General features: G+C 71.9%; 22 protein-coding genes. 12 read left to right on the plus strand and 10 right to left on the minus strand.

Annotated elements, in window-relative coordinates; genetic code table 11:
• Nucleotide 1: 1 nt before the first annotated feature.
• Entirely contained in the window at nucleotides 2-1,003 is a 1,002-nt protein-coding gene (locus ACSQ2H_RS00830) for an NADPH:quinone oxidoreductase family protein (RefSeq protein ID WP_436059590.1), read from the minus strand.
• Between the two features lie 90 nt (nucleotides 1,004-1,093).
• Nucleotides 1,094-1,624 carry a hypothetical protein gene (locus ACSQ2H_RS00835; RefSeq protein WP_436059591.1) on the minus strand — a complete coding sequence of 177 codons (531 nt, stop codon included), beginning with the start codon at nucleotides 1,622-1,624 and terminating at the stop codon, nucleotides 1,094-1,096.
• Between the two features lie 116 nt (nucleotides 1,625-1,740).
• Here ACSQ2H_RS00835 and coaBC point away from each other — a divergent pair, with 116 nt between their 5' ends.
• Nucleotides 1,741-2,934 carry a bifunctional phosphopantothenoylcysteine decarboxylase/phosphopantothenate--cysteine ligase CoaBC gene (gene coaBC, locus ACSQ2H_RS00840; protein ID WP_436063525.1) on the plus strand — a complete coding sequence of 398 codons (1,194 nt, stop codon included), beginning with the start codon at nucleotides 1,741-1,743 and terminating at the stop codon, nucleotides 2,932-2,934.
• Nucleotides 2,935-2,938: 4 nt separating this feature from the next.
• Here coaBC and ACSQ2H_RS00845 read toward each other — a convergent pair whose 3' ends face one another.
• From ACSQ2H_RS00845 to ACSQ2H_RS00855, 3 genes are read right to left on the minus strand one after another with little or no spacing between them, the layout of a single operon-like run.
• Nucleotides 2,939-3,412, minus strand: a complete 474-nt coding sequence (locus ACSQ2H_RS00845) for a hypothetical protein (RefSeq protein ID WP_436059592.1) — start codon at nucleotides 3,410-3,412, stop codon at nucleotides 2,939-2,941.
• Nucleotides 3,413-3,433: 21 nt separating this feature from the next.
• Complete coding sequence (locus ACSQ2H_RS00850; protein WP_436059593.1) at nucleotides 3,434-3,808, minus strand: c-type cytochrome; 375 nt, start codon at nucleotides 3,806-3,808, stop codon at nucleotides 3,434-3,436.
• Between the two features lie 14 nt (nucleotides 3,809-3,822).
• Nucleotides 3,823-4,560, minus strand: a complete 738-nt coding sequence (locus ACSQ2H_RS00855) for a GntR family transcriptional regulator (RefSeq protein WP_436059594.1) — start codon at nucleotides 4,558-4,560, stop codon at nucleotides 3,823-3,825.
• 97 nt (nucleotides 4,561-4,657) lie between these two features.
• Between ACSQ2H_RS00855 and ACSQ2H_RS00860 the strand changes: the two genes are divergently transcribed.
• From ACSQ2H_RS00860 to ACSQ2H_RS00880, 5 genes are all read left to right on the plus strand, one after another.
• On the plus strand, nucleotides 4,658-6,223 hold the full coding sequence (locus ACSQ2H_RS00860) for an FAD-linked oxidase C-terminal domain-containing protein (protein ID WP_436059595.1): 1,566 nt from the start codon (nucleotides 4,658-4,660) through the stop codon (nucleotides 6,221-6,223).
• A gap of 2 nt (nucleotides 6,224-6,225) precedes the next feature.
• Nucleotides 6,226-7,443: an FAD-binding protein gene (locus tag ACSQ2H_RS00865; protein ID WP_436059596.1), complete on the plus strand. Its 1,218-nt coding sequence runs from the start codon at nucleotides 6,226-6,228 to the stop codon at nucleotides 7,441-7,443.
• Entirely contained in the window at nucleotides 7,443-8,738 is a 1,296-nt protein-coding gene (gene glcF / locus ACSQ2H_RS00870) for a glycolate oxidase subunit GlcF (RefSeq protein WP_436059597.1), read from the plus strand. The genes ACSQ2H_RS00865 and glcF overlap by 1 nt, the downstream gene beginning before the upstream one ends.
• Entirely contained in the window at nucleotides 8,735-9,007 is a 273-nt protein-coding gene (locus tag ACSQ2H_RS00875) for a hypothetical protein (RefSeq protein ID WP_436059598.1), read from the plus strand. The genes glcF and ACSQ2H_RS00875 overlap by 4 nt, the downstream gene beginning before the upstream one ends.
• Before the next feature lie 82 nt (nucleotides 9,008-9,089).
• Entirely contained in the window at nucleotides 9,090-11,099 is a 2,010-nt protein-coding gene (locus tag ACSQ2H_RS00880; RefSeq protein ID WP_436059599.1) for a TonB-dependent receptor plug domain-containing protein, read from the plus strand.
• Between the two features lie 160 nt (nucleotides 11,100-11,259).
• On the opposite strand, the gene dut is transcribed toward ACSQ2H_RS00880, so the two are convergent.
• From dut to dapB, 5 genes are all read right to left on the minus strand, one after another.
• Entirely contained in the window at nucleotides 11,260-11,724 is a 465-nt protein-coding gene (gene dut / locus ACSQ2H_RS00885) for a dUTP diphosphatase (protein WP_183775280.1), read from the minus strand.
• Between the two features lie 80 nt (nucleotides 11,725-11,804).
• Nucleotides 11,805-13,742 carry an alpha/beta hydrolase family protein gene (locus ACSQ2H_RS00890; protein WP_436059600.1) on the minus strand — a complete coding sequence of 646 codons (1,938 nt, stop codon included), beginning with the start codon at nucleotides 13,740-13,742 and terminating at the stop codon, nucleotides 11,805-11,807.
• A gap of 108 nt (nucleotides 13,743-13,850) precedes the next feature.
• Nucleotides 13,851-15,776, minus strand: a complete 1,926-nt coding sequence (locus tag ACSQ2H_RS00895) for an alpha/beta hydrolase family protein (RefSeq protein WP_436059601.1) — start codon at nucleotides 15,774-15,776, stop codon at nucleotides 13,851-13,853.
• Nucleotides 15,777-15,844: 68 nt separating this feature from the next.
• The gene (locus tag ACSQ2H_RS00900) at nucleotides 15,845-17,272 is read right to left on the minus strand and encodes an amidase family protein (RefSeq protein WP_436059602.1); all 1,428 of its coding nucleotides are present in this window, start codon (nucleotides 17,270-17,272) and stop codon (nucleotides 15,845-15,847) included.
• Nucleotides 17,272-18,042 (minus strand): 4-hydroxy-tetrahydrodipicolinate reductase, encoded by a 771-nt coding sequence (gene dapB / locus ACSQ2H_RS00905; RefSeq protein ID WP_436063526.1) that lies wholly within the window; start codon nucleotides 18,040-18,042, stop codon nucleotides 17,272-17,274. The genes ACSQ2H_RS00900 and dapB overlap by 1 nt, the downstream gene beginning before the upstream one ends.
• A 180-nt stretch (nucleotides 18,043-18,222) precedes the next feature.
• On the opposite strand from dapB, the gene ACSQ2H_RS00910 reads away from it, so the two are divergent.
• The 6 genes from ACSQ2H_RS00910 (at nucleotide 18,223) to ACSQ2H_RS00935 (ending at nucleotide 23,485) form a co-directional block, all read left to right on the plus strand.
• Nucleotides 18,223-19,566, plus strand: a complete 1,344-nt coding sequence (locus ACSQ2H_RS00910) for a DUF4153 domain-containing protein (protein WP_436059603.1) — start codon at nucleotides 18,223-18,225, stop codon at nucleotides 19,564-19,566.
• Nucleotides 19,563-20,273 (plus strand): response regulator transcription factor, encoded by a 711-nt coding sequence (locus ACSQ2H_RS00915; protein ID WP_436059604.1) that lies wholly within the window; start codon nucleotides 19,563-19,565, stop codon nucleotides 20,271-20,273. Before ACSQ2H_RS00910 ends, ACSQ2H_RS00915 begins: the two co-directional genes overlap by 4 nt.
• Nucleotides 20,270-20,953 carry a hypothetical protein gene (locus ACSQ2H_RS00920; RefSeq protein WP_436059605.1) on the plus strand — a complete coding sequence of 228 codons (684 nt, stop codon included), beginning with the start codon at nucleotides 20,270-20,272 and terminating at the stop codon, nucleotides 20,951-20,953. The genes ACSQ2H_RS00915 and ACSQ2H_RS00920 overlap by 4 nt, the downstream gene beginning before the upstream one ends.
• A gap of 24 nt (nucleotides 20,954-20,977) precedes the next feature.
• On the plus strand, nucleotides 20,978-21,835 hold the full coding sequence (locus ACSQ2H_RS00925) for a sensor histidine kinase (protein WP_436059606.1): 858 nt from the start codon (nucleotides 20,978-20,980) through the stop codon (nucleotides 21,833-21,835).
• A gap of 87 nt (nucleotides 21,836-21,922) precedes the next feature.
• Complete coding sequence (locus tag ACSQ2H_RS00930; RefSeq protein WP_436059607.1) at nucleotides 21,923-22,126, plus strand: hypothetical protein; 204 nt, start codon at nucleotides 21,923-21,925, stop codon at nucleotides 22,124-22,126.
• Nucleotides 22,127-22,195: 69 nt separating this feature from the next.
• The gene (locus ACSQ2H_RS00935; RefSeq protein WP_436059608.1) at nucleotides 22,196-23,485 is read left to right on the plus strand and encodes a S41 family peptidase; all 1,290 of its coding nucleotides are present in this window, start codon (nucleotides 22,196-22,198) and stop codon (nucleotides 23,483-23,485) included.
• Nucleotides 23,486-23,559 lie beyond the last annotated feature (74 nt).

Genomic DNA, 23,559 nt, shown 5'->3' on the forward strand with positions numbered 1-23,559 from the left:
GTCAGTCGATGGTGACGACGACCTTGCCCATGGCCTTGCGGCTGCCCAGGTGGGCGATCGCGTCGGCTCCCCGCTCGAGCGGGAAGCGCTCGGAGACGTGCGGCGTGACCTTGCCCTGGGCGTGGAGCTCGAGCAGCTCGTCGATGCTCTTGGCGAACAGTTCGGGATTGCGCGCCGCCCAGGTGCCCCAGAACACGCCGACGATCTGGCAACCCTTGAGCAGGGCAAGGTTCAGCGGAATCTTCGGAATGTCGCCGGCCGCGAAGCCGACCACCAGGTAGCGGCCTTCCCAGGCGATCGAGCGCAGCGCCGGCTCGGCGTAGTCGCCGCCGATGGCGTCATAGATCACGTCGAAGCCGTGTTCACCGCCGGCCTCCTTGAACAGCTGGCCCAGCGCCTTCTGGCCGTCGCGGTCGAACGGACCGCGGCCGTAGACCACGCCGGCGTCGGCGCCGTGCTTGATCGCCAGATCGACCTTCTCCTGGCTGGAGCACGCGGCGATGACCCGCGCGCCCATCGCCTTGCCCAGTTCGACGGCCGCCAGGCCGACGCCGCCGGCGGCGCCCAGGACCAGCAGGGTCTCGCCGGTCTTCAGGTCGGCGCGGTCCTTCAGCGAGTGCCACGAGGTGCCGTAGGTGAGGATGAACGCCGCGGCGATGTCGTGCGGCATGGAGTCGGGGATGTGCCACAGGCGGTTGGCCGGGAGCAGGACTTCCTCAGCCATGCCGCCCGAGCCGGTGTTGGCCAGAATGCGGTCGCCGACCTTGACGTTGGTGACGCCTTCGCCGACCGCCTTGACCACGCCCGACAGCTCGCCGCCCGGCGAGAACGGGCGCGGCGGCTTGGACTGGTACTTGTCCTCGATCATCAGCACGTCGGGGAAGTTGACGCCGACCGCCTTGACCGAAATGACCGCATGGCCAGGCTTGGCCTCCGGCGCGGGAACGTCCTCGTACACCAGGGTTTCGGGTCCGCCCGTCACCTTGCTGAGCACCGCTTTCATGTCCGTCTCCCGCGTCTGCAATTGATTGGCGCGGACGCTAGCGCAGGGGCGGAAGCGGCGAAAGAGGCGGTTCGAACATTTGTTTGAGTGTCAGCTCTCGCCGCTGTCCCGCGAGCCGCCGGACGCCTGCCGCGCCTGGCGGGCCTTCTGTTCGTCCCAGTAGGCTGCGCCTTCGTCGGGCTTGAACATGGTGCGCGGCGCGCCGTCCTTGGTGGCGACCGCGAAGATGTTGCCCTTGGGGTCATAGAGCAGCACGTCGCCGTTGGCGCGCGTCAGGCGCTGCGTCCCGGCCGGCGGCTTCTCGATGAAGGCGTGGGCCTTGCGCACGAAGTCGTCGAGGTCGCGGGCGCCGAACGCTTGGCCGTTGCGGTCGAAGGCGCGCTGGGCGTTCTCCTCGGCGGTGCCGCGGCGGCTGGCGGACCAGATCGCGCGGCCGTCGAGCTCGCGCACCGGTTCGTCGACGCGAGCCGCGCTCGTCGAGCGCGACGGCGCGGCGGCGAACTGACGGGCCTCGGACGCCGGTGGGGCCTCGTCTTTCTGGGCGACGGCCGAGGGCCGCTCGCAAGCGGTGGTCAGGATCAGGGCCAGGCCCAGGCTCAACGCAATCTTGTACTCAGCCATCCGTCGTCTCCCTCTCACGGCCAAGTTGTGGAACAAATTAAGAACGGAAACCGACGTTTGTCCAGCCGCTTCGTATGGCCTATGACCGGACCACCATTGCGGAGGGGCACGAAGCCTTGTCGGACAAGCGGATTCTCCTGATCGTCGGCGGCGGCATCGCGGCCTACAAGGCGCTGGAACTGACCCGGCTGCTGCGCAAGGCGGGCATCGGCGTCCGGCCGATCCTGACCAAGGCCGGCGAGCAGTTCGTGACCCCGCTGTCGCTGGCCGCGATCAGCGAGGACAAGGTCTACTCCGAGCTGTTCTCGCTGACCGACGAGGCCGAGATGGGCCACATCGAGCTGTCGCGGTCGGCCGATCTCGTCGTCGTCGCCCCGGCCACCGCCGACCTGATCGCCAAGGCCGTGCACGGTCACGCCAACGACCTGGCCTCGACCACGCTGCTGGCCACCGACAAGCCGGTGCTGATGGCCCCGGCGATGAATGTGCGGATGTGGGAGCATCCGGCCACCCGCCGCAACGTCGCGCAGCTGAAGGCTGACGGCGTGCTGTTCGTCGGTCCCGACGAAGGCGCGATGGCCTGCGGCGAATACGGCTTCGGGCGGCTGGCCGAGCCGCCGGTTATTTTCGAGGCGATCCTGGCGGCGCTGGAAGGCCCGGCGGCGCGGCCGCTGGCCGGTAAGCGGGCGATCGTCACCGCAGGTCCGACCGCCGAACCGATCGATCCCGTCCGTGTGCTGACGAATAGGTCCAGCGGCAAGCAAGGCTTCGCGATCGCCGAGGCGCTGGCCGAGCTGGGGGCCGAGGTGACCCTCGTCGCTGGCCCGGTCGCGGTTCCGACCCCGGTCGGGGTCAAACGCGTCGACATCGAGACCGCCCGCGAGATGCTCGCCGCCTGCGAGGCGGCGCTGCCGGCCGACATCGCGGTCTGCGTGGCGGCGGTCTCCGACTGGCGGCCGGAAAGCGCGGCCGGAACCAAGATGAAGAAGGGCGCCGACGGGCCGCCGACGATCAGCCTGGTGGAGAACCCGGACATCCTGGCGACGCTGTCGCAGTCGCCGCGTCGCCCGGCGCTGGTGGTCGGCTTCGCGGCCGAGACCAACGACGTCGAGACCTACGCCAAGGCCAAGCTGGCCAAAAAGGGCTGCGACTGGATCGTCGCCAACGACGTCAGCATCGCGGGCACCATGGGCGGTGACGACAACGCCGTCTCCATCGTCACCAAGGACGGCGTCGAGCGCTGGGACCGGACCGCCAAGTCCGAGGTGGCCCGCAAGCTCGCCGAACGGATGGCGCAGGCGCTGGGCTGAGCCCTCAGCGCCCGGCCTTCTGCAGGGCGCACAGCAGCATCACTGTGCGGCGCACCAAGTCGCAGGTCCGCATGTGCAGGGCCTCGAGCGCCTTGTCGCCGTCGTGAGGCAGGGCGCCTTCGATGTCGAACTGGCCCAGGCCCATGCGGTTGAGGCTGGCGCGCGCCAGGTCTTGCAGCGCGCCTTGCCGGCGCTCGGCCAGCGCGCGCGCCTCAGAGACCAGGGCGGCGGCCTCGCCGCCTTGAGGGCCGAGGTCGAGGCGCTCCAGCGCGTCGAGGCGCACGGCCAGGCTCAGCGGCCGGTCGCTGGCGGTCTCGCCGCCGCCGGCCTGGAGGCAGCGGTCGATGAAGTACTCCAGGAAAGCCCAGGTTTCCGAGAACGTCCCGAGCGCATGGTAGTCTGGCGCGCGGGGCGTCAGGCAGGCGTGCGGCGTCGCCCCGGCGGGACGGGCCCCCGACCGGACTTCAAGCGTGTTCATGAGTCACCTGGGAGTTGGCGGCTACTTCTGGGTTGCGAGATAGGCGATGACCGCCGCGCGCTGATCGGCGTTCGCCACCCCGACCAGCATCTTGCCGCCCGGCACGACGGCCGACGGCTTGGCCAGGTACTTGTCGAGGTTGGCAGTGGTCCAGGTCTGGCCCCAGGCGCTCAACGCCTTGGAGTAGGCGTAGCCCGGCACGGTCCCGGCCTTGCGACCGACCATGCCCTTGAGCGGCGGGCCGAGCTTGGCTGGACCGCCGGGGGCGATGGTGTGGCAGGTCCCGCACTGCTGCTTGAACACCGTCTCGCCCTGAACCTGGGCGGCGGCCGAGGAGGCGAGGCCGGCGGCGAGGGCGAACCCGGCGGCCAGGCCAAGAATGCTGCGTGGGGTCATAGGGGCGATCCTGCTCATCGTGCTGCGGTCCGGCGTTTCGGCCGCGAGCGGTCAACGGCCGGCTCGTCGGTCCGTTGCGTCGCGGCGTAGCTGGAGAATTTCTCCGGCTCGTCATAGGAGACCCTCAGGTGTGCAATCACGGCGTCCTCTGGCGAGACGTTGGTGCGGCCCAAAACCACATCCAGAAGTCCGCGGTGCCGGTTCAAGCGCCACTTGATGGTCTCGCCGCGGTCCTGGGCGGCGTGGGCGAAGAGTACGGTGCACAGCGAGTCGAGGGTGCGCGCCAGGTACGGATTGCCCGACAGCGCCCAGATCTCGCGGTGGAATTCGAAGTCGGTGGTGGCGCCGGCCGGGCGGTCGCCGACCTCCCAGGCCTCCATCTGCTCGACCATGGCGCTGAGCCGCGCGGCCGCCGCCTTGGTCATGTTGGCGCGGCACAGGCGCAGGGCCTCGGCCTCCAGCACCACGCGGATGCTGTTGATCCGCTGCACGTCCTCGTCGGTCAGGCGGGTGACGAACATGCCGCGCCGCGCGTGGTTGGTGACCAGGCCGCTTTCCTGCAGCTGCATCAGCGCCTCGCGGATCGGAATGCGGCTGATGCTGAACTCGCGGGCCAGCTGGCTCTCGTTGAGGCGCGAGCCGGGCGGATAGCGCCCCGACAGGATCGCTTGGCGCAGCAGGCGCAGGATGTGCGACTTCAGCGTGGTCGGCGTGGCGCCGTGCGGGTCGCCCAGGGGAAAATCGCCGTCCATCAATCCACGCCCCGGCCCGGCGACCGAGCCGGGCTTTCGTATTCAGTATACGAAACGGGCTCACCTAGGGGAAGCATGCCGCACCGCGGCGGTGGTCATGGCCGAGCGGCCGGGCTATGTCGAGCCGTCAGTTCGAGCGGGGAGGCCGGGCGGCCATGATGAGAACGGCGCAGCCATGCTGATGCCCGCGCCCGACCAGGGCCTGCTGGCCCGTCGCGGCGAGTTCGTCGCCGCACTGCGTGCGATCGTCCCCGGCGAGGGCGTGATCGACGACGACGCCGGCTTGGCCGCCTACGAGTGCGACGGCCTGACCGCCTATCGCCAGCGGCCGATGATCGTGGTGCTTCCCGAGACTGTCGACCAGGTCAGCCGTGTGCTCGCCTACTGCCACAGCGTCGGGCTGAAGGTGGTGCCGCGCGGGGCCGGGACCTCGCTGTCGGGCGGCTCGCTGCCGCTGGCCGACGGGGTGATCCTCGGCATGGGCAAGTTCAACCGCATCCTCGACGTCGACTACGCCAACCGCTGCGCGGTGGTGCAGCCCGGCGTGACCAACCTCTCGGTGACCCATGCGGTGGCGGGCGAGGGGTTCTATTACGCGCCGGATCCCTCCAGCCAGATCGCCTGCTCGATCGGCGGCAACGTCGCCGAGAACGCCGGCGGCGTGCACTGCCTGAAATACGGCATGACCACCAACAACCTGCTCGGCGTCGAGCTGGTGCTGATCGACGGCACGGTCATGCGGCTCGGCGGCAAGCACCTGGATCCACAAGGGCTGGACCTGCTGGGCGTGGTCTGCGGCTCGGAAGGCCTGCTGGGGGTGGTGACCGAGGTGACTGTCCGCATCCTGCAGGCGCCGGAGACCCAGCGCGCCCTGCTGATGGGGTTCCAGGAGGTCGAGGCGGCTGGGGCCTGCGTCGCCGCGGTGATCGCCGCTGGGATCATTCCGGCCGGCATGGAGATGATGGACCGCCTGGCCATCGCCGCGGCCGAGGCGTTCGTGAAGGTCGGCTATCCGCTCGACGTCGAGGCGCTGCTGATCATCGAGCTGGACGGGCCTCCGGCCGAGGTCGACCACCTGATCGAGGTGGTGCGTGAGATCGGCGAGGCCTGCGGCGCCAGCTACCTGCGGATCTCGATGAACGAGGACGAGCGCAAGGGCTTCTGGGCCGGGCGCAAGGCGGCGTTCCCGGCGGTGGGGCGGATCTCGCCGGACTACTACTGCATGGACGGCACCATCCCGCGAGGCACGCTGCCGCTGGTGCTGCGGCGGATGACGGAGCTGTCGGAAGAGTACGGCCTGCGCATCGCCAACGTCTTCCATGCCGGCGACGGCAACCTGCACCCGCTGATCCTCTACGATGCGGACAAGGAGGGTGAGCTGCACCGGGCCGAGGAGCTGGGCGCGGCGATCCTGACCCTCTGCGTCGAGGTCGGCGGGGTGCTGACCGGCGAGCACGGGGTCGGCGTCGAGAAGCGCGACCTGATGGAGGTGCAGTTCGGGCCGGCGGACCTGGACCAGCAGCAGCGGCTGAAGTGCGCCTTCGACGAGGACGGCCTGCTCAACCCCGGCAAGGTGTTCCCCAAGCTCTGCCGCTGCGCCGAGCTCGGCCGGGTGCACATCCATGGCGGCAAGGTCCGCTTCCCCGAACTGGATCGGTTCTGAGCGTGGCCTGGACTCCCAAGACGGCGGACGACGCGCGCACGGCGGTCGCGGACGCCCTCGCCCAGGGGCGCACGCTGGAACTGGTCGGGACCGGGACGCGGCGAGGCTTCGGGCGGCCGGTGGCCGCGGACGAGGTGCTCGACCTCTCGGCGCTGAACCGGGTGGTCACCTACCAGCCCGAGGAGCTCATCCTGGCGGTGGAGCCGGCGACGCCGATGGCGCAGGTCGCCGACATGCTGGCCGATGCCGGCCAATGCCTGGCGTTCGAGCCCCCCGATTTCGGGCCGTTGTGGGGGCTGCCGGCAGGCCTGGGCACCGTGGGCGGCGCGATGATGACCGGCCGTGGCGGCCCGCGGCGGCTGACGGCCGGGGGACCGCGCGACCACTGCCTGGGGATCAAGGGCGTCAACGGCTTTGGCGAGGCGTTCGCGGCCGGCGGGCGGGTGGTCAAGAACGTCACCGGCTTCGACGTCTGCAAGCTGGCGACCGGCAGCTTCGGCACGCTCTGCGCGGTCACCGAGCTGACCCTGAAGGTGCTGCCCGCGCCGCCGCAGGCGCAGACCCTGGCCATCCGCGGCCTGTCGGATGAGGCGGCGATGGCGGTGATGTCCAAGGCGCTCGGCTGCCCGGCCCAGGTGTCGTCGGCCGCGCACCTGCCGGCGGACGTCGCGGCCCGCTCGCAGGTCGGCGAACTCTCGGCGGCGCATGGCGCGGTGACGCTGCTGCGGGTCGAGGGCGTCGGCCCCTCGGTGACCGCGCGAATCGCGCATCTGGCGGACGTGTTGTCCAGCGAGACACGGCAGGCGGTGCTCGACCGCGAGGCCTCCCACCTAGCCTGGAAGGAGATCGCCGATGCGGCGGCCTTGGTCGGCGGCGAGGGCCAGGTCTGGAAGCTGTCGGTTCCGCCGATGCTGGGCGCGGCGGTCGGGCGGCGGTTGGCGGACGAGCTGAACGGTCGTTGCTTCTACGACTGGGGCGGCGGGGCGATCTGGCTGGAGCTGCCCGCCGCGCCCGACGCCCACGCAAGCCGCGTGCGCGAGGTGCTGGCGCAGGTCGCCGGCGGCGACGGCCACGCCACCCTGATGCGGGCCGACGTCGTGGTGCGGGCGCAGGTTCCGCCGTTCCAGCCGCCGGCGCCTGGCGTGGCGGCGCTGACCGAGCGGGTGCGGGCGCAGTTCGACCCGCAGCGCATCTTCAATCCCGGCCGGATGTACGCCTGATGCAGACCAGCTTCTCGCCCGCGCAACTGGCCGACCCGGATACGGCGGCGTCGGAAAAGATCATCCGCACCTGCGTGCACTGCGGGTTCTGCACCTCGACCTGCCCGACCTACCTGCTGCTGGGCGACGAGCTCGACAGCCCGCGGGGCCGGATCTACCTGATGAAGGAGATGCTCGAGAAGGGCGGGCCGCCGTCGCCGCGGGCGGTCAAGCACGTCGATCGCTGCCTCTCGTGCCTGTCCTGCATGACCACCTGCCCGTCGGGCGTGAACTACATGCACCTGGTCGATCACGCGCGGGCCTATATCGAGGAACATCATGTTCGTCCGTGGCCGGATCGTTTTCTGCGCGGGATGCTGGCGCGGGTGCTGCCGGACCGGGCGCTGTTCCGCTTGGCGCTGCGGCTGGCGCAGGCCGGGCGGCCGTTCGCGGGACTGCTGCCGGGGCGGCTGAAGGGCATGGCGGCGATGGCGCCGGCGAGGTTGCCGCCGCCCGATCCGGCGGAAAAGCCCCGGGTTTTCAAGGCCGTGGGCGCGCGGCGGGCGCGGGTGGCGCTGCTGGCCGGCTGCGCCCAGCCGGTGCTGGCGCCGGAGATCAACACCGCCGCGATCCGGCTGCTGAACCGCCTGGGCGTCGAGGTGGTCACCGCGCCCGGTTCGGGCTGCTGCGGGGCGCTGCCGCAGCACCTGGGCAAGGCCGACCGATCCCACCTGCTGGCGCAGGCCAACATCGCCGCCTGGACCCGCGAAATCGACGGCGAGGGGCTCGACGCGATCATCGTCACGGCCTCCGGATGCGGGACTACCGTGAAGGATTACGGCTTCGTCTTCCGGGAATCTGCCGAATGGGCCGAGCGGGCGGCCAAGGTGTCGGCGCTGGCCAAGGACATTACTGAGGTTCTTCAAGGGCTTGGGTCGCTGCCGCAGGTCGGGATCCCGCCGCTGCGGGTCGCCTACCACTCGGCCTGCTCGCTGCAGCACGGCCAGCAAATCGGCAATGTTCCCAAGGCCTTGCTGCAAGCGGCAGGTTTGACGATCGTGGAGCCGATCGAGCCGCACATCTGCTGCGGATCGGCCGGCACCTACAACCTCCTGCAGCCCGAACTGGCCGGGCGGCTGCGCGAGCGCAAGGTCGCCAACCTCGAGGCGACCAAGCCCGACGTCATCGCGGCCGGCAACATCGGCTGCCTGACCCAGATCGCCGGCGGCTCAGGCGTGCCGGTGGTGCACACGGTCGAGCTGCTCGACTGGGCGGCGGGCGGCCCCGCGCCGGCGGCGCTGGCGGGCCGCGTTTGAGGCGGCTGGCCCTGCTCGTCCTGGTCGCCGCCACGGGCGCGTCGGCCGAGAGCCCCGACGACCTGCCGGCAGGTCCGGGCCGGGCGGAGACGGTGAGGGTCTGCACCGGCTGCCACGAGGCCGAAGTGCTCGTGCATCGCAGCCAGAAGAACGCCGCCTGGAGCGACGTCGTCCAGGCGATGGTCGAGAAGGGCGCCGAGGCGTCGAGCGCCGATCAGGCGGCGATTGTCGCCTATCTCCAGAAAGCGTTACCGCCACAGGGGTCTTAAGGGCGATAAACCGCCGCTCGCGCCGTAGACATCCGCCGTACTGAGCCCTAGATCACGACCCGAGTTCGGGAGGGGGACGCGCGTGGGAATACTGTCGATCGCCTTGCTGGCCGCGGCCCTGACCCAGGATGCGGGCGCCGCGCCGGCCGACCAGGCGGTGACCAGCTATGACGGCGGCTTCTTCGCCGCGTCGCGGCCGGCCGACGCCAAGGCGATGATCGACCGCATCCCCGGATTCGCCTTCGACGGCGGCGGCGCCGTGCGCGGCCTGTCGGGCGCGGCGGGCAACGTGCTGATCGACGGGCGCCGGCCCTCTTCCAAGAGCGACTCGCTGAGCGACGTGCTGGCCCGCATCCCGGCCGACCAGGTGATCCGCATCGACGTGATCCGCGGCGGCGCGCCGGGGATCGACATGCAGCGCAAGCCGGTGGTGGCCAATGTCATCCGCGACCCGCGCGGGGGGATCAGCGGGACGGTCACGCTGTCCGACACCCTGACACTCGACGCCGACGGCCGCAACGAGGGCGAGATCGCCGCCGACCTGGCCGCGCGGCTGGGCGCGCATGTCTTCGAGGTCGCCGCCAGTTACGAGCGCGGCGACGCGCACGATCGCCGCCGCACTCACCGGGTCCGCACGGCGGGCGACGGACGGCTGCTGCTGGACTCGCAGATCGACAGCGACAAGCCGGGCGAGGAGGTGGTCGGCTCGGCCGCCTACGAAACCGCCCTGCCGCTGGGCGACGTGCGGCTGAACATCCGCGGCTATCGCGAGACCAGCGACGTGACCGAGCGCGACGCGTTCGACTATCCCGTCGGCGCCGGCCTGCTGCGCGAAGCCTATCGCGGGGCGGGCGGCGAGTTCGGCGGCCGCTACGTCGCGCCGCTGGGGGGCGGGGTCGAGCTGGAGACCGTGGCGCTGCGCTCGTGGCGCACCAACGAGACGCGGGCGACCTCGACCAACGCCGCGAAGATCGTCGGCTATCGCCGCTTCGACGAGTCCGGCGAGACCGTCGGGCGCGCGGTGCTGCGGTTCCACGGCTGGGACTCGCTGTCGCTGGAGACCGGGCTGGAGGCGGCGTTCAACTGGCTGGAGGGCGACAGCGCCCTGATGGTCGGCGGCGTGCTGGTCCCGGCGCCCGGATCGCAGGCGCGGGTCGAGGAGCGGCGCGGCGAAGGCTTCGCCACCGGGGTCTGGCAGCCCTCGCCGGTGCTGGCGCTGGAGGCCGGCCTGCGGTTCGAGGCCTCGGTCCTCGATCCCGGACATGGCGAGGAGCAGGGCCTGGAGTTCGCCAAGCCGTCGGCGGCGCTGACCTGGACGCCCAACGCGCAGCAGTTGATCCGTGTACGGATCGAGCGCGAAGTCGGGCAGCTGAACTTCAACGACTTCGTCGCCTCGGTGAACATGTACACCGGGGTGGTGACGGCCGGAGCCGGCATGCTGGCCCCGACCCAGACCCTGCGCGCCGAGGTCGCCTTCGAGCAGCGGTTCGCGGGCCGCGGGGCGCTGGCGGCGATCCTGCGCCAGGAGCAGATCGAGGACGTCATCGGCCTGGCCCCGGTCGCCGGCCCCAACGGCCTGTTCGACGCGCGCAGCAATGTCGGCCCGGGCCTGCGGCAGATGCTCGAGGTGAATTCGACCTTGCCGCTGGACGCCGGTGGGATTTCCGGCGGGCTGCTGAAAGCCGGCCTCAAGGCGATCCGCTCCGAAGTGACCGACGCGGCGACCGGCGAGCGCCGCAGCTATTCGGGCCAGTCGGCGCTGGAGTGGAACGCGGCCTTCACCCAGGACCTGCCGGAGTGGAACGCCACCTGGGGCGTCAACCTGTCGGGCTTCACCGACAAGACCGCCTACCGGTTCGACGGGACCGAGGTCAGCGGCGCCGAACCGTGGGCCTCGGCCTTCGTCGACTATTCGCCGCGCTCGGACGTGACCCTGCGGCTGGAGGTCAACAACCTGACCGGCCGCAGCGCCTGGAGCGAGCGCGACGTGCACGCCGGGCTACGGCACGTCGCCGACCTCGTCTACGCCGAGCGGCGCGACGAGGAGAGCTATCGCAATGTGCGGCTCAGCGTCCGCAAGGCGTTCAACTAAGGGCGCCGTACAGCGGGACTTCACTCATCCGGTCATCCCGGCGAAGGCCGGGACCCAGCTTCACCCTGAGCAGATGGCAGTTGTTCGCCGACGCACAGCCCTACGATCTGGGTCCCGGCCTTCGCCGGGATGACCGGTATTTGAGGCGGCGTGCGAGAAGCTAGACGCCGGTGGAGCCGTGGCCGCCGGCGCCGCGGACGGTGTCGTCGAGCTCGTCGGCCTCGACCAGGGTCCATTGCGGCGCGGCGGCGATGATCCCCTGGGCGATGCGGTCGCCGCGGCGGACGTGGAAGGCCTCGGCGCCGAGATTGATCAGGCAGACCAGGATCTGGCCGCGATAGTCGCAGTCGACCGTGCCGGGCGTGTTGACGATGGAGACGCCGTTCTTGGCGGCCAGGCCTGAGCGCGGGCGGATCTGCATCTCGTAGCCGATCGGTAGGGCGACGGCGAAGCCGGTCGGGATCAGCGCCCGGGCGTTCGGCTCGATGGTCACCGTCTCGCCTTCGGGCACGGCGGCGCGGAAGTCGAAGCCGGCGGCGCCGGCGGTGGCGTAGGCGGGCAGCGGCAGGTCGTGGTTGCCCTCCCAGCGCTTGAAGGTCGCCGTCAGGCCGCGCGTTTCAGTCATCCGGGGTCGCCCTTGCTCTAAGTGTGAGGGCGGAATGCCAGAGCCCGGCCGCCGCCTCAAGGGCGACGGCCGGCGAAGGGTCAGTTGGTCACTGGCAGTTGCTTGGCCAGGAAGGTCTCCAGCGCCTGCAGCATCTGGGTGCGGGTGGCCGAGCGGGTCATGTAGTGGTTCTCGCCGGGCAGGACGACGTACTCGACGGGCTTGCCGGCCGCCTTGAGCGCATTGGCCATCACCTGCGACTGCTGCGGAGCGACGATGGTGTCCTGGTCGCCGTGGATCAGCAGGATCGGCGCGGTGGCCTTGCTGACCAGCAGGGCCGGCGAGGTGGCGTTGAGCTTGCCCTTGTCGGCGGCCCCGAGCATGGCGCGCAGCTCGCCGATGCCGGCGGCGTCGTCGCCCGACGTCCGCCACAGCTGCTCGAGCAGCAGGCCGAGGTCGGCGACGCCGGCGATCGAGGCGGCGCACGTGTAGGCCTCGGGGTGCATGGTCGCGCCGGCCAGGGCGGCGTAGCCCCCGAAGCTGGCCCCGACGATGCAGACCTTGCCGGCGTCGGCCTTGTCGGAGACGGCGGCGATGCCGTCGAGCAGGTCGGTCTGCATCTTGCCGCCCCACTCGCCGGCCCCGGCGTTTTCGAAGGCGGCCCCAAAGCCCCACGAACCGCGGAACTGCGGCTGCAGCACCGCATAGCCGCGGGTGGCCAGGAACTGGGCGATGTAGTCGAAGTCGAAATCGTCGCGCGCGGTCGGCCCGCCGTGCGGCAGCACGATCAGCGGCGGCTTGGCGCCGGCCGCCAGGCCGGGCGGCAGGGTCAGGTAGGCCGGGATCTCCAGGCCGTCGCGGGCCTTGTAGGTGATCCAGCTGGTCTGGCCGAGGGCGGCGTCCTTGAGCTCGGGATACTCGTCGCCGAGCGGCGAGAGCTCCTTGCGGGCCTTGTCGAACAGGTAGCGGGCGCCGGGCGAGGAGGGCGAGCTCACCCGCACCAGGAAGCGGGTGCGGTCGGCCGACCAGTCGGTGAGCGAAACGTCCTTGCCCTTGAAGGCCTTGGCCAGCGCCGCGTGCGTGGCGCCGAGCTCGGCGTCGAGCCATTCGTAGACCGGCTTCTCCGTTCCGCCGACGATGGCGACCGGAGCGACGCGGTGGGGATCCCAGAGCATCTGCGGCGAGACGCCGTTCAGCGGCTGGCCCACCGGCTGCTCGCCGCCGCCGGCCAGCGCCTTGCGGACGATCCGACCGTCCTTGGCCAGGTAGATCGCATCCTCCGGCGCCGAGTAGCCGAGATACTGGCGGCGGCTTTCGAAGTCGCCGCCCTGCCAGACCTGGGTCCAGGCGCGGGCGCCCGAACGGGCGTAGACCTCGAACTTGTGGGTCAGCTCATCGACGTCGAGCCGCACCTTGGCCTCCCCGGCCGGGTTGAGCTCCCACCTGATGGTGTCGGAATCGCCCTTCTCGACGCGCACGCCCTTGCCGGTGGCCGGATCGACCTTCATCAGCGCATAGGCCCAGCCTTCGGTCCCCTTGCGCTTGATGCGGGTGTCCATGCCGCTGTTGGCCTCGATCGGCGTCAGGCCCAGCACGTAGACGCTGGCCGGCGGACCGGCGACGACGCCGAGCACCGGCTGCGTCACGAGGTACTGGGAGAAGGCGTCGCTTTCGAGCAGGCGCGAGACGGCCTGGCCCTGGGTGTTGATCGAGACGTTGCGCTCGAAACGGTAGGCCAGCCGCGGCCCCTCCGACCGCCAGTAGGCCATGCGCGCCAGGACGTGGTCGTTGCCCGCCCAGCTCAGGCCGACGGCCTCGGCGTCGCCGAGCGCCAGGGCCGGCATGTTCGGATCGTCGATGGTCGCGATCGACACATAGCGCTGCTCGGACGTGCCGCCGAGCAGGGCGACGCGGCGGCCGTCCGGCGAGATGGCGGTGTCGACGACGGCCGGGACGCGGCCGAACGCGGCGGCCGGCGGCGGCGCAGCATGGGCTGCGCCCGCGAGAGTCGCGAGCGCGACGGCCGTGATGATACGCATGGCTGAGCTATTCCTTGGATGCGGCCGAGCCGAAGTCCCCCGGAACGGCTCTATAAGGATACGGCGCAGTCGCGCAACCAGACGGGGCGCCGCACCCCCAAGTTCGCGTCAGCTGGCCGGATAGCTCTTGGCCAGGAAGCTCTCCAGCGCCTCCAGCATCTGCACCCGGTTGGTCCCGCGCGAGAAGTCGTGCGCCTCGTCCTTCATGACGATGTGCTCGACCGGCTTGCCGGCGGCCTTCAGCGCGTCCGCCATCACCTTGGACTGCTCGGGATCGATCTCGGTGTCCTGGGCGCCGTGGATCAGCAGCACCGGACCGCCGACGGCGCCGGCGAAGCGGGCCGGGGAGGCGCCGCTAAGTTTGGCCTTGCCGGCCCCGCCGATGCGCTGGCGCAGGCGTTCCAGGGTCGGCGACTCGAACTGGTGATAGAGCCGCTCCTTCGACATCATCAGGCCGAGGTCCGAGAAGCCGCCGAACGAGGCGGCGCAACGGTAGGCCTCGGGATGCAGGGCCGCGGCGGTCAGCGCGACATAGCCGCCGAAGTCGTGGCCGACGATGCAGGGCCGGGCGACGTCCACTTCGCTGGCGACGGCGGCGACGGCGTCGAGAATGTCGGTCTGCACCTTGCCGTTCCACTCGCCGAACCCGGCTTCGTAGAATTCGTCGCCAAAGCCCCACAGGCCGCGGTGATAGGGCTGCAGCACCGCATAGCCGCGGCTGGCCATGAACTGGGCCATGTAGTCGAAGTTCTCGCGCGGGCCGTTGCCGGGCGCCTCGCCGGCCATGACCACCAAGGGCGGCTTGGTCCCTGCGGCCAGGCCTGGGGGCAGGGTGAGGTAGGCCTGGAGCCGGCGGCCGTCGCGGGCCTGCAGGCTGACGAGGCGGGTGGGGCCGAGCGCGACGCCCTTCAACTCCGGATACGCGTCGCCGAGGGCCGAGACCTCCTTGCGGCCGCGATCGAAGAGATAGAGCGTCGGCGCCGTGGCGCGCGACTGCACGTCGAAGACCACCCGGCTTCGGTCGGCCGACCAGTCGAGCAGGGTGACCTCCTGGCCCTTGAAGATCTTCGACAGCGAGCCGTAGATCGCACCGACTTCGGGGTCCAGCCACGTGTAGCCGGTCGTGATTCCGCTGCTGGTCACGGCAAGCGGCGACATCCGCGCCGCATCCCAGATCATGTCCAGCGACGCGTCGCCCGAGGCGGGCGCGATGACGTCGGTTGCTCCGTCGGCGACCCGCTTGCGCACGACTTCGCCGCCGGCCAGGAACAGATAGATCGCATCCTCGGGGCCGGAGTAGCCGAGATACCGCTCGCGCGAGCTGATGTCCGTCGACCAGAACCGGGTCCAGAGATTGGAGCCGGCGCCGGGGCGCGCGAAGTGGATGCGGTCGACGTCGGTGATGCGGTTGTAGTCGATGTCGCGCCGCATGCGCACGGCGCCGGTCGTATCGAGCCCCCAGGACAGGGTGGTCCAGTCGCCGCGCGCCACGGCCTGGCCGGCCCCGGTGGTGGGGTCGACGCGCCAGAGCGCGAACACGGTCCCCTGATTGCCGCCGTTGTCGCCGCCGCGGACCACGACCTGGGCCGGCTCGCCGGACGGCAGCGCAACGATCGGCTGGTTGTAGATGTGCTGGGAGTAGCGCTCGGTCTCCAGCAGGCGGGTGACGACCTGGGCTTGCGGGTTGATCGAGATGTGGCGCTCGAAGCGGTGAATCTCCTTCGGCCGCCGTTCGTACCAGTAGGCGGTGCGCAGCAGCAGATGCTCGTTGCCGATCCAGGCCAGGTCCAGCCCCTCGCCCACGCCGAGCGGCAGCACCGGGATGTTCGGGTCGTCGATGGTGGCGATGGAGACGAAACGCTTGTCGCCCTGGCCGCCCAGCATGCCGACGCGGCGGCCGTCGGGGGAGATCGCCGTTTCGGCGATGGCCGGATAGCGGCCGAAGGCGGACGCGGGCGGGGGCGCGGCCTGCGCCGACGCGACAAAACCAAGGACGCCCGCCGTCGCGGCGGCCGCCAGAACTCTACGCTGCAAAACACTTCCCCCCGGAATGCCCGCAACAAGGGTACATGTCGCGGCGCTGCAGGCAAGGGTTGCGGCTCCTATCCTGGCGGCGGGGCGACGTAGCCGCCGAGCGCTTCGTCGATCGCCTGGGCGATGGAGAGGGTGCGGGAGTCGGCGCCGTGCGGACCGATGATCTGGGCGCCGACCGGCAGGCCGCTGGCGGCCAGGCCCGCCGGGATGGTGGTCACCGGCAGGTGGCAGGCGGTGGCCAGCGCGATCCAGTTGAGCATCGCCGGATAGGGGATGGCGACGCCGTCGGTGGTCTTCAGCCGGCGGCTGGCGAACGGCTTGTGGTCGTGCGGGAAGGCGACGGTGGGCGACACTGGGGCGAGGATGGCGTCGAAGGCGTCGAAGGCGTCCGACATCGTGCTGCGCAGGCGGGCGCGGACCTCGTCGGCGGCGATCCACTCGGCGTGACTGGCCGTGTAGGCGCGGGTCAGGCCGGCCCAGGACTCGCGCCGCGCCCCCAGGGCCAGGGCGAGGGCGGCCGGGCCGCGCATGCGGCGCATGGCGAGCTGGGCCTTCGGCGGCATGTCGGTGGCGACCAGCGAGCCGAGCAGCACGCGATAGGCGTCCGTCAGTTGATCGAGCGGGACCGGGGCCGAGATCGGCCGCACCTCGACCCCGGCGGCGCGCAGGCGGCCGGCCAGGTCCTCGATCACGGCGCGGACCTCTGGGTCCAGCGGGAAGCCGTCGAGCCAGAGGCCGAGCTTGAGGGTCTTGAGGTCGGCGAGCTCGGCCTTGGCCGGGACGCCCTCGGCCAGGATCGACAGCAGCAGCCGCAGGTCGCGGGCCGAGCGGGCCATCGGGCCGACGACGTTGAGATCGCGCTCGGCGTGGGTGCCCGGCGCGGGCGGGACGTGACCGACCTGCGAGACCAGCCCCCAGGTCGGCTTGTGCGAGAAGACCCCGCAGAAGCTGGCCGGCACCCGCAGCGAGCCGCCGATGTCGGAGCCGATCTCCAGGGCGGTGACGCCGGCGGCCAGCGCCGCGGCCGCGCCGCCAGACGAGCCGCCGGGGACGCGGGTCGGGTCCCACGGATTGTTGGTCGCGCCGTACAGCGGATTGAACGACTGCCAGTCGGCGGCCATCACCGGCACGTTGGTCTTGCCCCAGATCACCGCCCCGGCCTGGCGGGCGGCGGCGACCACGGCGGCGTCGTCGGGCTTGCGCCGGCGCAGCGCCTCGATCCCCGACGAGGCGGCCATGCCGATCACGTCGAAGGTGTCCTTGATGGTCATCGGCAGGCCGGTCAGCGGCCCGCCGGCGCCCTTGGCGCGCAGGTCGTCGGCGGCCTTGGCCTGGTCCAGCGCCCGCTCCAGGTCGGCGGCGACGACGGCGTTGAGCCGGGCGTGGGTCTGCTCGTGCCGCGTCAGGGCCAGCTTGAGCAGTTCGACGGCGGAGACCTCCTTGGCCCGGAGCGCCGACAGTTGACCGGTGGCGTCGCGGGCGAGGAGGTCGGCCATCATTTCAGCCCGAGAACATCTTGCATGTCGTAGAGGCCGGGCGGCTGGCCCGCCACCCAGCGGGCGGCCTCGACCGCGCCGCGGGCGAAGAGGCCGCGGTCGCGGGCCGAGTGGCTGAGGGTGAGGATCTCGTCCTCGGCCGCGAAGATCACCGAGTGCTCGCCGATGATGCCGCCGCCGCGGATCACCGAGAAGCCGATCTCGCCGGTCGGGCGCGCGCCGGTGATGCCGTCGCGGACCCGTTGGGCGACGTCGGCCAGGGCGACCTGACGGCCGCGGGCGGCGGCCTCGCCCAGCATCAGGGCGGTGCCGGACGGGGCGTCGACCTTGCGCTTGTGGTGGCTCTCGGTGACCTCGATGTCGTAGGCGTCGGCGTGCAGCGCCTTGGCGGCCTGGGCGACCAGCCCCATCAGCATGTTGACCCCCAGCGAGTAGTTGCCGGCGAAGACGATCGGGATGGACTTCGACGCCGCCTCGATGGCGTCGATCTGTTCGGGCGAGGCGCCGGTCGAGCCGATCACCAGGGCCGGCGCGCCGCGGGCGGCGGCGGCCTGGGCCAGCGCCACCGAAGCGGCCGGGGTGGTGAAGTCGATGACCACCTGCGCCTTCTCCAGCGCCTGATCGAGCGGCACGAGGCCTTCGCCCTCGACGCCCGGGCGCTCGAAGCGGGCGGCTACGCGCACGTCGGCGCGGCCGGAGACGACTGCGGTCACGGCCTGGCCCATGCGGCCGAGCGCGCCGGCCACGGCGATGTCGATGGGGCTGGACAGGGGGAGGACTCCGACACGGCGAAAAACTTGAGCGCGCTAGTCTCCCGTCCTGGCGGTCGCGGTCAAGGCGCCAGCCTGCACGGCTTCTGCACGGCAACGCCTTGGCCCGTGGACGGCGCCTCCCGCAGGGCTGGAAGCGGGCCGGCGATAGCTGGGGTTCCTGCAACCGGAGCCGTTCGCATGACCGCCCGCTCGTTCCGCCTCAAGACCGTGCTGGCCGCCGGCCTGGTCGCCGTCGCCGACCTGCTGCTGTTCGACCACGACATCGGGGCCAATCTCGGGCTGCTGACGCTGGCGGCGCTGGTCGTCGCGGCGTCCGCCCACCCGGAGACCTGGCGCGACCGCCGGGCGCTGGCGGCGTTCGCGGTCGCCGGCGGCTTCGCGCTGCTGCTGATCGACCGGCCGGGGCTGATCGCCTGGTGCATGGCGGTGCTGGCGCTGGGCGTGGCGGTGCTGTCGCCGCGAGCCGATGGGCGCAGCGATGTCGGCGACTGGGCGCTGCGGCTGCTGCGGGCCGGGCTGTGGTCGTTCGCGGCGCCGGCGCTCGACGCTCGCCGGGCCGGCGCGCGGGGCGGACGGCCGGGGGCGGTGCGGCGGGCGCTGGTCGCCGCCGCCTTGCCGGTGATCGGCGGGGCGGTGTTCCTGGGCCTGTTCGTGCTGGCCAATCCGGTGATGGAGGCGGCCCTGGCGGCCTGGCGGCTGCCGCCGCTCTCGCTGCCGCGGCTGCTGTTCTGGGTCTGGATGGCGATGGTCGCCTGGGCGCTGCTGCGGCCGCGCGGGGCGCGGCGGCGGTTCATGCCGGCCTGGCGCAGCCGCGGGCCGGGAACCGCCTCGGCGTCGGTGGTCATGTCGCTGGTGGTGTTCAATGCGCTGTTCGCGCTGCAGAACGCGCTGGACCTGGCGTTCCTGTGGAGCGGCGCGGCGCTGCCGGATGGGGTCAGCTTCGCCGAGTACGCCCATCGCGGCGCGTACCTGCTGATCGTCACGGCGCTGCTGGCCGGGGGGTTCGTGCTGGTGTTCCTGCGGCCGGGCGCGGCGCAGAGCCGGCTGGTGCGCGGGCTGGTGATCGCCTGGGTGGCGCAGAACGTGATGCTGGTGGCCTCGAGCGCCCTGCGAACGATCGACTATGTCGAGGCCTATGGCCTGACCCAGCTGCGGATCTCGGCGCTGATCTGGATGGGGCTGGTCGGGCTCGGCTTGGTGCTGATCTGTGTGCGGCTGGTGCGGGAGAAGAGCGCGAGCTGGAACGTGCGCCATGCGCGAGAGGCGACCGGCGATCCGCGCCATCCGAGCCTGGATCTAGTGCTTCTGCGCGAGCTGGGGCCGGCGGCCCTGGTCCCGCTGAGCGAACTGGCCGCCCGGCCGCTGCCGCCGGCGCTCGCCGCCGAGGTCCAGGCCGCGCAGCGCGAGGCGCAGGCGGAGCTGGCGGCGCGCCAGGCGCACTGGCGCACCTGGACCTGGCGCGGGCAGCGGCGACTGGATGCGGCGGCCGCATTGACGGCGCCCGTGCAAGCCGGAACATGACGCTCATGGCCAAGATCCTGATCGCCGACGACGACCCGCACATCCGCCAGCTGCTGGCCTTCGCCCTGGAGAAGGCCGGCTTCGAGGTGGTCGAGGCCGAGGACGGCGAGGCGGCGCTGGCGAAGGCGGAGACCGCCGCCCCCGACCTGCTGGTGCTCGACCTCAACATGCCGCGGATGAGCGGGCTGGACGTCTGCCGTCAGCTGCGGGCCCGCGGCGAGCTGCCGATCCTAATCCTGTCGTCGCGCGACGAGGAGATCGACCGGGTGCTGGGCATCGAGCTCGGGGCCGACGACTACGTGGTCAAGCCGTTCAGCCCGCGCGAGGTGGTGGCGCGGGTGACGGCGATCCTGCGCCGGGCGCGGCCGGCCCCGACGGCGCCCGCGGGCGGCGGCGAGGTGGCGCGCGGGCGGCTGAGCCTCGACCCCGACGCCTGGCTGGCGCACTGGGACGGTCAGCCGCTGGCCCTGACGGTGACCGAGTTCGGCATCCTGCGGACCCTGGCCGCGGCGCCGGCCAAGGTGTTCACCCGCGATGCGATCATCGACCGGCTGCGCGGGCCGGGCTTTGCGATCACCGACCGCACGGTCGACAGCCACGTGCGCAACCTGCGCGGCAAGTTCGCGGCCCTGGGCGCGCACGACGTGATCGAGACGCGATCCGGCGTCGGCTACCGGCTGGGGGCCTGCCTGGGCCAGGGCGCGTGATCGGGGCCGCCAAGGACTTCGCCAAGCGCCATTGGCCACGGCTGCGGCTGCGGGTGATCCTGTTCGCGGTGCTGTTCTTCGCTGCGGCGATGCCCGGGCTGAGCGCGATCTTCCTGCGGGTCTACGAGAACACCCTGGTGCGCCAGACCGAGGCCGAGCTGGTCGCCCAGGGCGCGGCCATCGCGGCGGCCGCGGCGGTCGGGTGGCCGGGCGCGCCCCCGCCGGTCGCCGCCGGTCCCCCGGCCCAGGGCCGCTACGCGCCCGAGCGGAGCACCATCGACCTGCAGGCCTCGTCGCTGCTGGCCGAGCGGCCGGCCCCGACGCCGAGCGGGCCGCCCGAGGCTGCGGCCGCTGAGACCGCCGCGCGGCTGGGGCCGATGATCGACCAGACCGTGCGCACGACCCTGGCCTCGGTGGTGCTGCTCGACGCGCGCGGCGTGATCGCGCCGGAAGGCGGCTCGCTGGCGGCGCTGCCGGAGGTGCGCTCGGCCCTGGCCGGGGATCCCGACACGGTGCTGCGGCGGGTCGGCGACTATCGCCCGCGCTATTCGCTGGAATGGCTGAGCCGGGCGTCGGGCCTGCGGCTGCATCATGCGCGGCCGATCGAGGTCGACGGCCGGGTGGTCGGGGTGGTGCTGCTGTCGCGCTCGCCGCGGGCGCTGTTCCGCGGCATCTACTAGGACCGCGGCAAGATCGCCATCGGCGTGGTCGGCATCGCCGCCCTGCTGGTGGTGCTGGCGGGCCTGGTCTCGCGCGGGGTGACGCGGCCGATCGAGGAGCTGAGCGCGGCCTCGCGGCAGGTGGCGGCGGGCGGGGTGCAGACCCTGGAGACCCCGACTACGGCGGCGGTCGAGATCCAGTCGCTGTACGAAGACTTCCGGGCGATGTCGGCGGCGATCGAGCGGCGCAGCGGCTATCTGCGCGACTTCGCCGCCTCGGTCAGCCACGAGTTCAAGACCCCGCTGGCCGGGATCAGCGGCGCGGTCGAGCTGCTGCAGGACCACGGCGAGGAGATGAGCCCACAGGAGCGCTCGCGCTTCCTCGGCAATATCGCCGCGGACTCCGCGCGGCTGTCGCAGCTGGTCACCCGGCTGCTGGACCTGGCGCGGGCCGACATGGCGCGGCCGGAGGCGGGGCTGTCGACCGACGCCGGCACGGCGGTGCAGCGGGCCGCGGACGCCATGAACGGCGGCGGCTTTCAGGTGGAGACGCAGGTTCCGCCGGGCCTGCCGTCGGTCGCGGTCCCGGCGGCGACCATCGAGGCGGTGGTCGGGGTGCTGTTGCAGAACAGCCGCCAGGCCGGGGCGCGCCAGGCGATGATCGTGTTGCGCGCAGCCGGCGGCCAGGTGCTGATCGAGGCGGCCGACGACGGGCCGGGGGTCGGCGCGGCCGACGCCGCGCGGCTGTTCGAGCCGTTCTTCACCACACGCCGAGCGGAGGGCGGGACGGGGCTGGGCCTCTCCATCGCCCGCTCGCTGCTGGCCGCCAATGGCGGGACGATCGAGCTGATCGCGAGCGAGGCCGGCGCGCGGTTCGTCGCCACCCTGCCGCGGGCGGCCTGAACGTCTGCACAAAATCTCCTTGGCTTGCGCAGGCCCGGCTGCACGGCGCGCGGCGATGCTCGACGTGCATCACGGAGGAGGATCGAGATGGTCGAGCAGGGCTATGAGGTGGTGATCGAACAGGGCGGCGAGCGCTGGAGCTGGAGCCTGCGCGCCGACGGGGTGGTGGCCGCCAGCGGCCCGGCCGAGAGCGAGCAGACGGCCGAGCGGTCGGGCGCCTTCGCGGCGGCGGCGCTGTCGGCCCTGGCCCGCATCCGCCGCCGGGACCTGGCCCAGGCGGCCGCGCAATAGGCGTCAGGGCGCGCCGCAAAATAGCCTAGCTTGCGCTGGACGAGGTTCGTCGAACCGGAGAGTCCAGTGATGAAGCTGCTGACCGCAATGAGCCTGTGCGCCGCGCTGACGGCCAGCGCGGCGCTGGCCCAGACCCCGATCACGCCGCGCGCCAAGGTCGAGGCGCTGGCCGCGGCGATCGACGCGCAATTCTACGATCCGGCCCGGGCGGGCAAGATCGCCGCCGAGCTGCGCGCCGAGGCCAACAAGGGGACCTACGACAAGCTGACCGACCCGCGCGACTTCGCCGCGGCGATGACCGAGCGGCTGCGGCCGCAGGACGGCCACTTCGCGGTCAACTGGACGCCGCCGGCTCCGGCGAGCGCGGCCGTCGCGCGCGCGCCCAGCGGGCCGCCGCCGTTCCTGTCGCGGCGGGGCGGCTACGGCTTCGTGGCGGTCAGGGTGCTGCCGGGCAATATCGGTTATATCGACATGCGCGGCTTCGCCGATTTCGCGGCCGACGGCGACCAGGCCCCGCGGCAGGCGGCCGACGCGGCCCTGGCTCTGGTCGCCGGGACCGATGCGCTGATCTTCGACCTGCGCGACAACGGCGGCGGCTCGCCGGCCATGGTCGGCTACCTGATCGGCCATTTCGTCCCGGACGGGGCGAAGATTTACAACACCTTCAAGACCCGCGGCGAACCCGACAGCGACGAGGCGCCGAGCGTGCCGATCAAGGGCCAGCGGCGGACGGACGTCCCGCTCTATGTGCTGACCAGCGGGCGCACCGCGTCGGCCGCCGAAAGCTTCGCCTACACCCTGCAGGCGGCCAAGCGGGCGACCGTGGTCGGAGAGCCCTCGGCCGGCGGGGCCAACCCCGGCGGCGGCGCCTCGCTGGGCGACGGGCTCTCGGTGTTCATCTCGTCGGGCACGCCGATCAATCCGATCACCGGCAAGAACTGGGAAGGGACCGGCGTGACGCCCGACGCGGCGGTTCCAGCGGCGCAGGCGCTTGATCAGGCTCAGCAATTGGCGCTCACCAAGCTGGCCGCCGCGCCGCTCGGCGAACCGGTGCTGACCGAGAACCGCTGGGCCCTGGAGGCGCTGTCGCCGCCGCCGCCCATCGCCGCCCAGGCGCTGGCCCGCTACGAGGGCGCCTATGGTCCGTACCAGGCCAAGGTGGTCGACGGGCGGCTGCAGCTGGTCGTCGGCCGGCGGCCGCCGAGCGTGCTGGTCCCGCTCGACGACAAGGGCCTGTTCCATGTCGAAGGGGCGCCCTCGCGGCGCATCCGGTTCGACGAGACGGCCCTCGTCTTCCTGTCTCCGGACGGCTCGCAGACGCGGCAACAACGCCACGGCGCCGCAACGGGAGCAAGCTAGGACAGCGTTCGGCGGTTGTCAGGCCGCGCTGCGGCTCTATAGGTTGGCGCCCTTTCAGTCCAAGCGGGCCCTTA

Origin of the sequence: Phenylobacterium sp. LjRoot97 (assembly GCF_964254345.1) — a bacterium.
Classification (GTDB): Bacteria; Pseudomonadota; Alphaproteobacteria; order Caulobacterales; family Caulobacteraceae; genus Phenylobacterium.

Coding starts and splice junctions, on each gene's coding strand:
- ACSQ2H_RS00830 (WP_436059590.1), bottom strand. CDS start 1,003: ATGAAAGCGGTGCTCAGCAAGGTGACGGGCGGACCCGAAACCCTGGTG.
- ACSQ2H_RS00835 (WP_436059591.1), bottom strand. CDS start 1,624: ATGGCTGAGTACAAGATTGCGTTGAGCCTGGGCCTGGCCCTGATCCTG.
- ACSQ2H_RS00845 (WP_436059592.1), bottom strand. CDS start 3,412: ATGAACACGCTTGAAGTCCGGTCGGGGGCCCGTCCCGCCGGGGCGACG.
- ACSQ2H_RS00850 (WP_436059593.1), bottom strand. CDS start 3,808: ATGACCCCACGCAGCATTCTTGGCCTGGCCGCCGGGTTCGCCCTCGCC.
- ACSQ2H_RS00855 (WP_436059594.1), bottom strand. CDS start 4,560: ATGGACGGCGATTTTCCCCTGGGCGACCCGCACGGCGCCACGCCGACC.
- ACSQ2H_RS00860 (WP_436059595.1), top strand. CDS start 4,658: ATGGCCGAGCGGCCGGGCTATGTCGAGCCGTCAGTTCGAGCGGGGAGG.
- glcF (WP_436059597.1), top strand. CDS start 7,443: ATGCAGACCAGCTTCTCGCCCGCGCAACTGGCCGACCCGGATACGGCG.
- dut (WP_183775280.1), bottom strand. CDS start 11,724: ATGACTGAAACGCGCGGCCTGACGGCGACCTTCAAGCGCTGGGAGGGC.
- ACSQ2H_RS00890 (WP_436059600.1), bottom strand. CDS start 13,742: ATGCGTATCATCACGGCCGTCGCGCTCGCGACTCTCGCGGGCGCAGCC.
- ACSQ2H_RS00900 (WP_436059602.1), bottom strand. CDS start 17,272: ATGGCCGACCTCCTCGCCCGCGACGCCACCGGTCAACTGTCGGCGCTC.
- ACSQ2H_RS00910 (WP_436059603.1), top strand. CDS start 18,223: ATGACCGCCCGCTCGTTCCGCCTCAAGACCGTGCTGGCCGCCGGCCTG.
- ACSQ2H_RS00915 (WP_436059604.1), top strand. CDS start 19,563: ATGACGCTCATGGCCAAGATCCTGATCGCCGACGACGACCCGCACATC.
- ACSQ2H_RS00930 (WP_436059607.1), top strand. CDS start 21,923: ATGGTCGAGCAGGGCTATGAGGTGGTGATCGAACAGGGCGGCGAGCGC.
- ACSQ2H_RS00935 (WP_436059608.1), top strand. CDS start 22,196: ATGAAGCTGCTGACCGCAATGAGCCTGTGCGCCGCGCTGACGGCCAGC.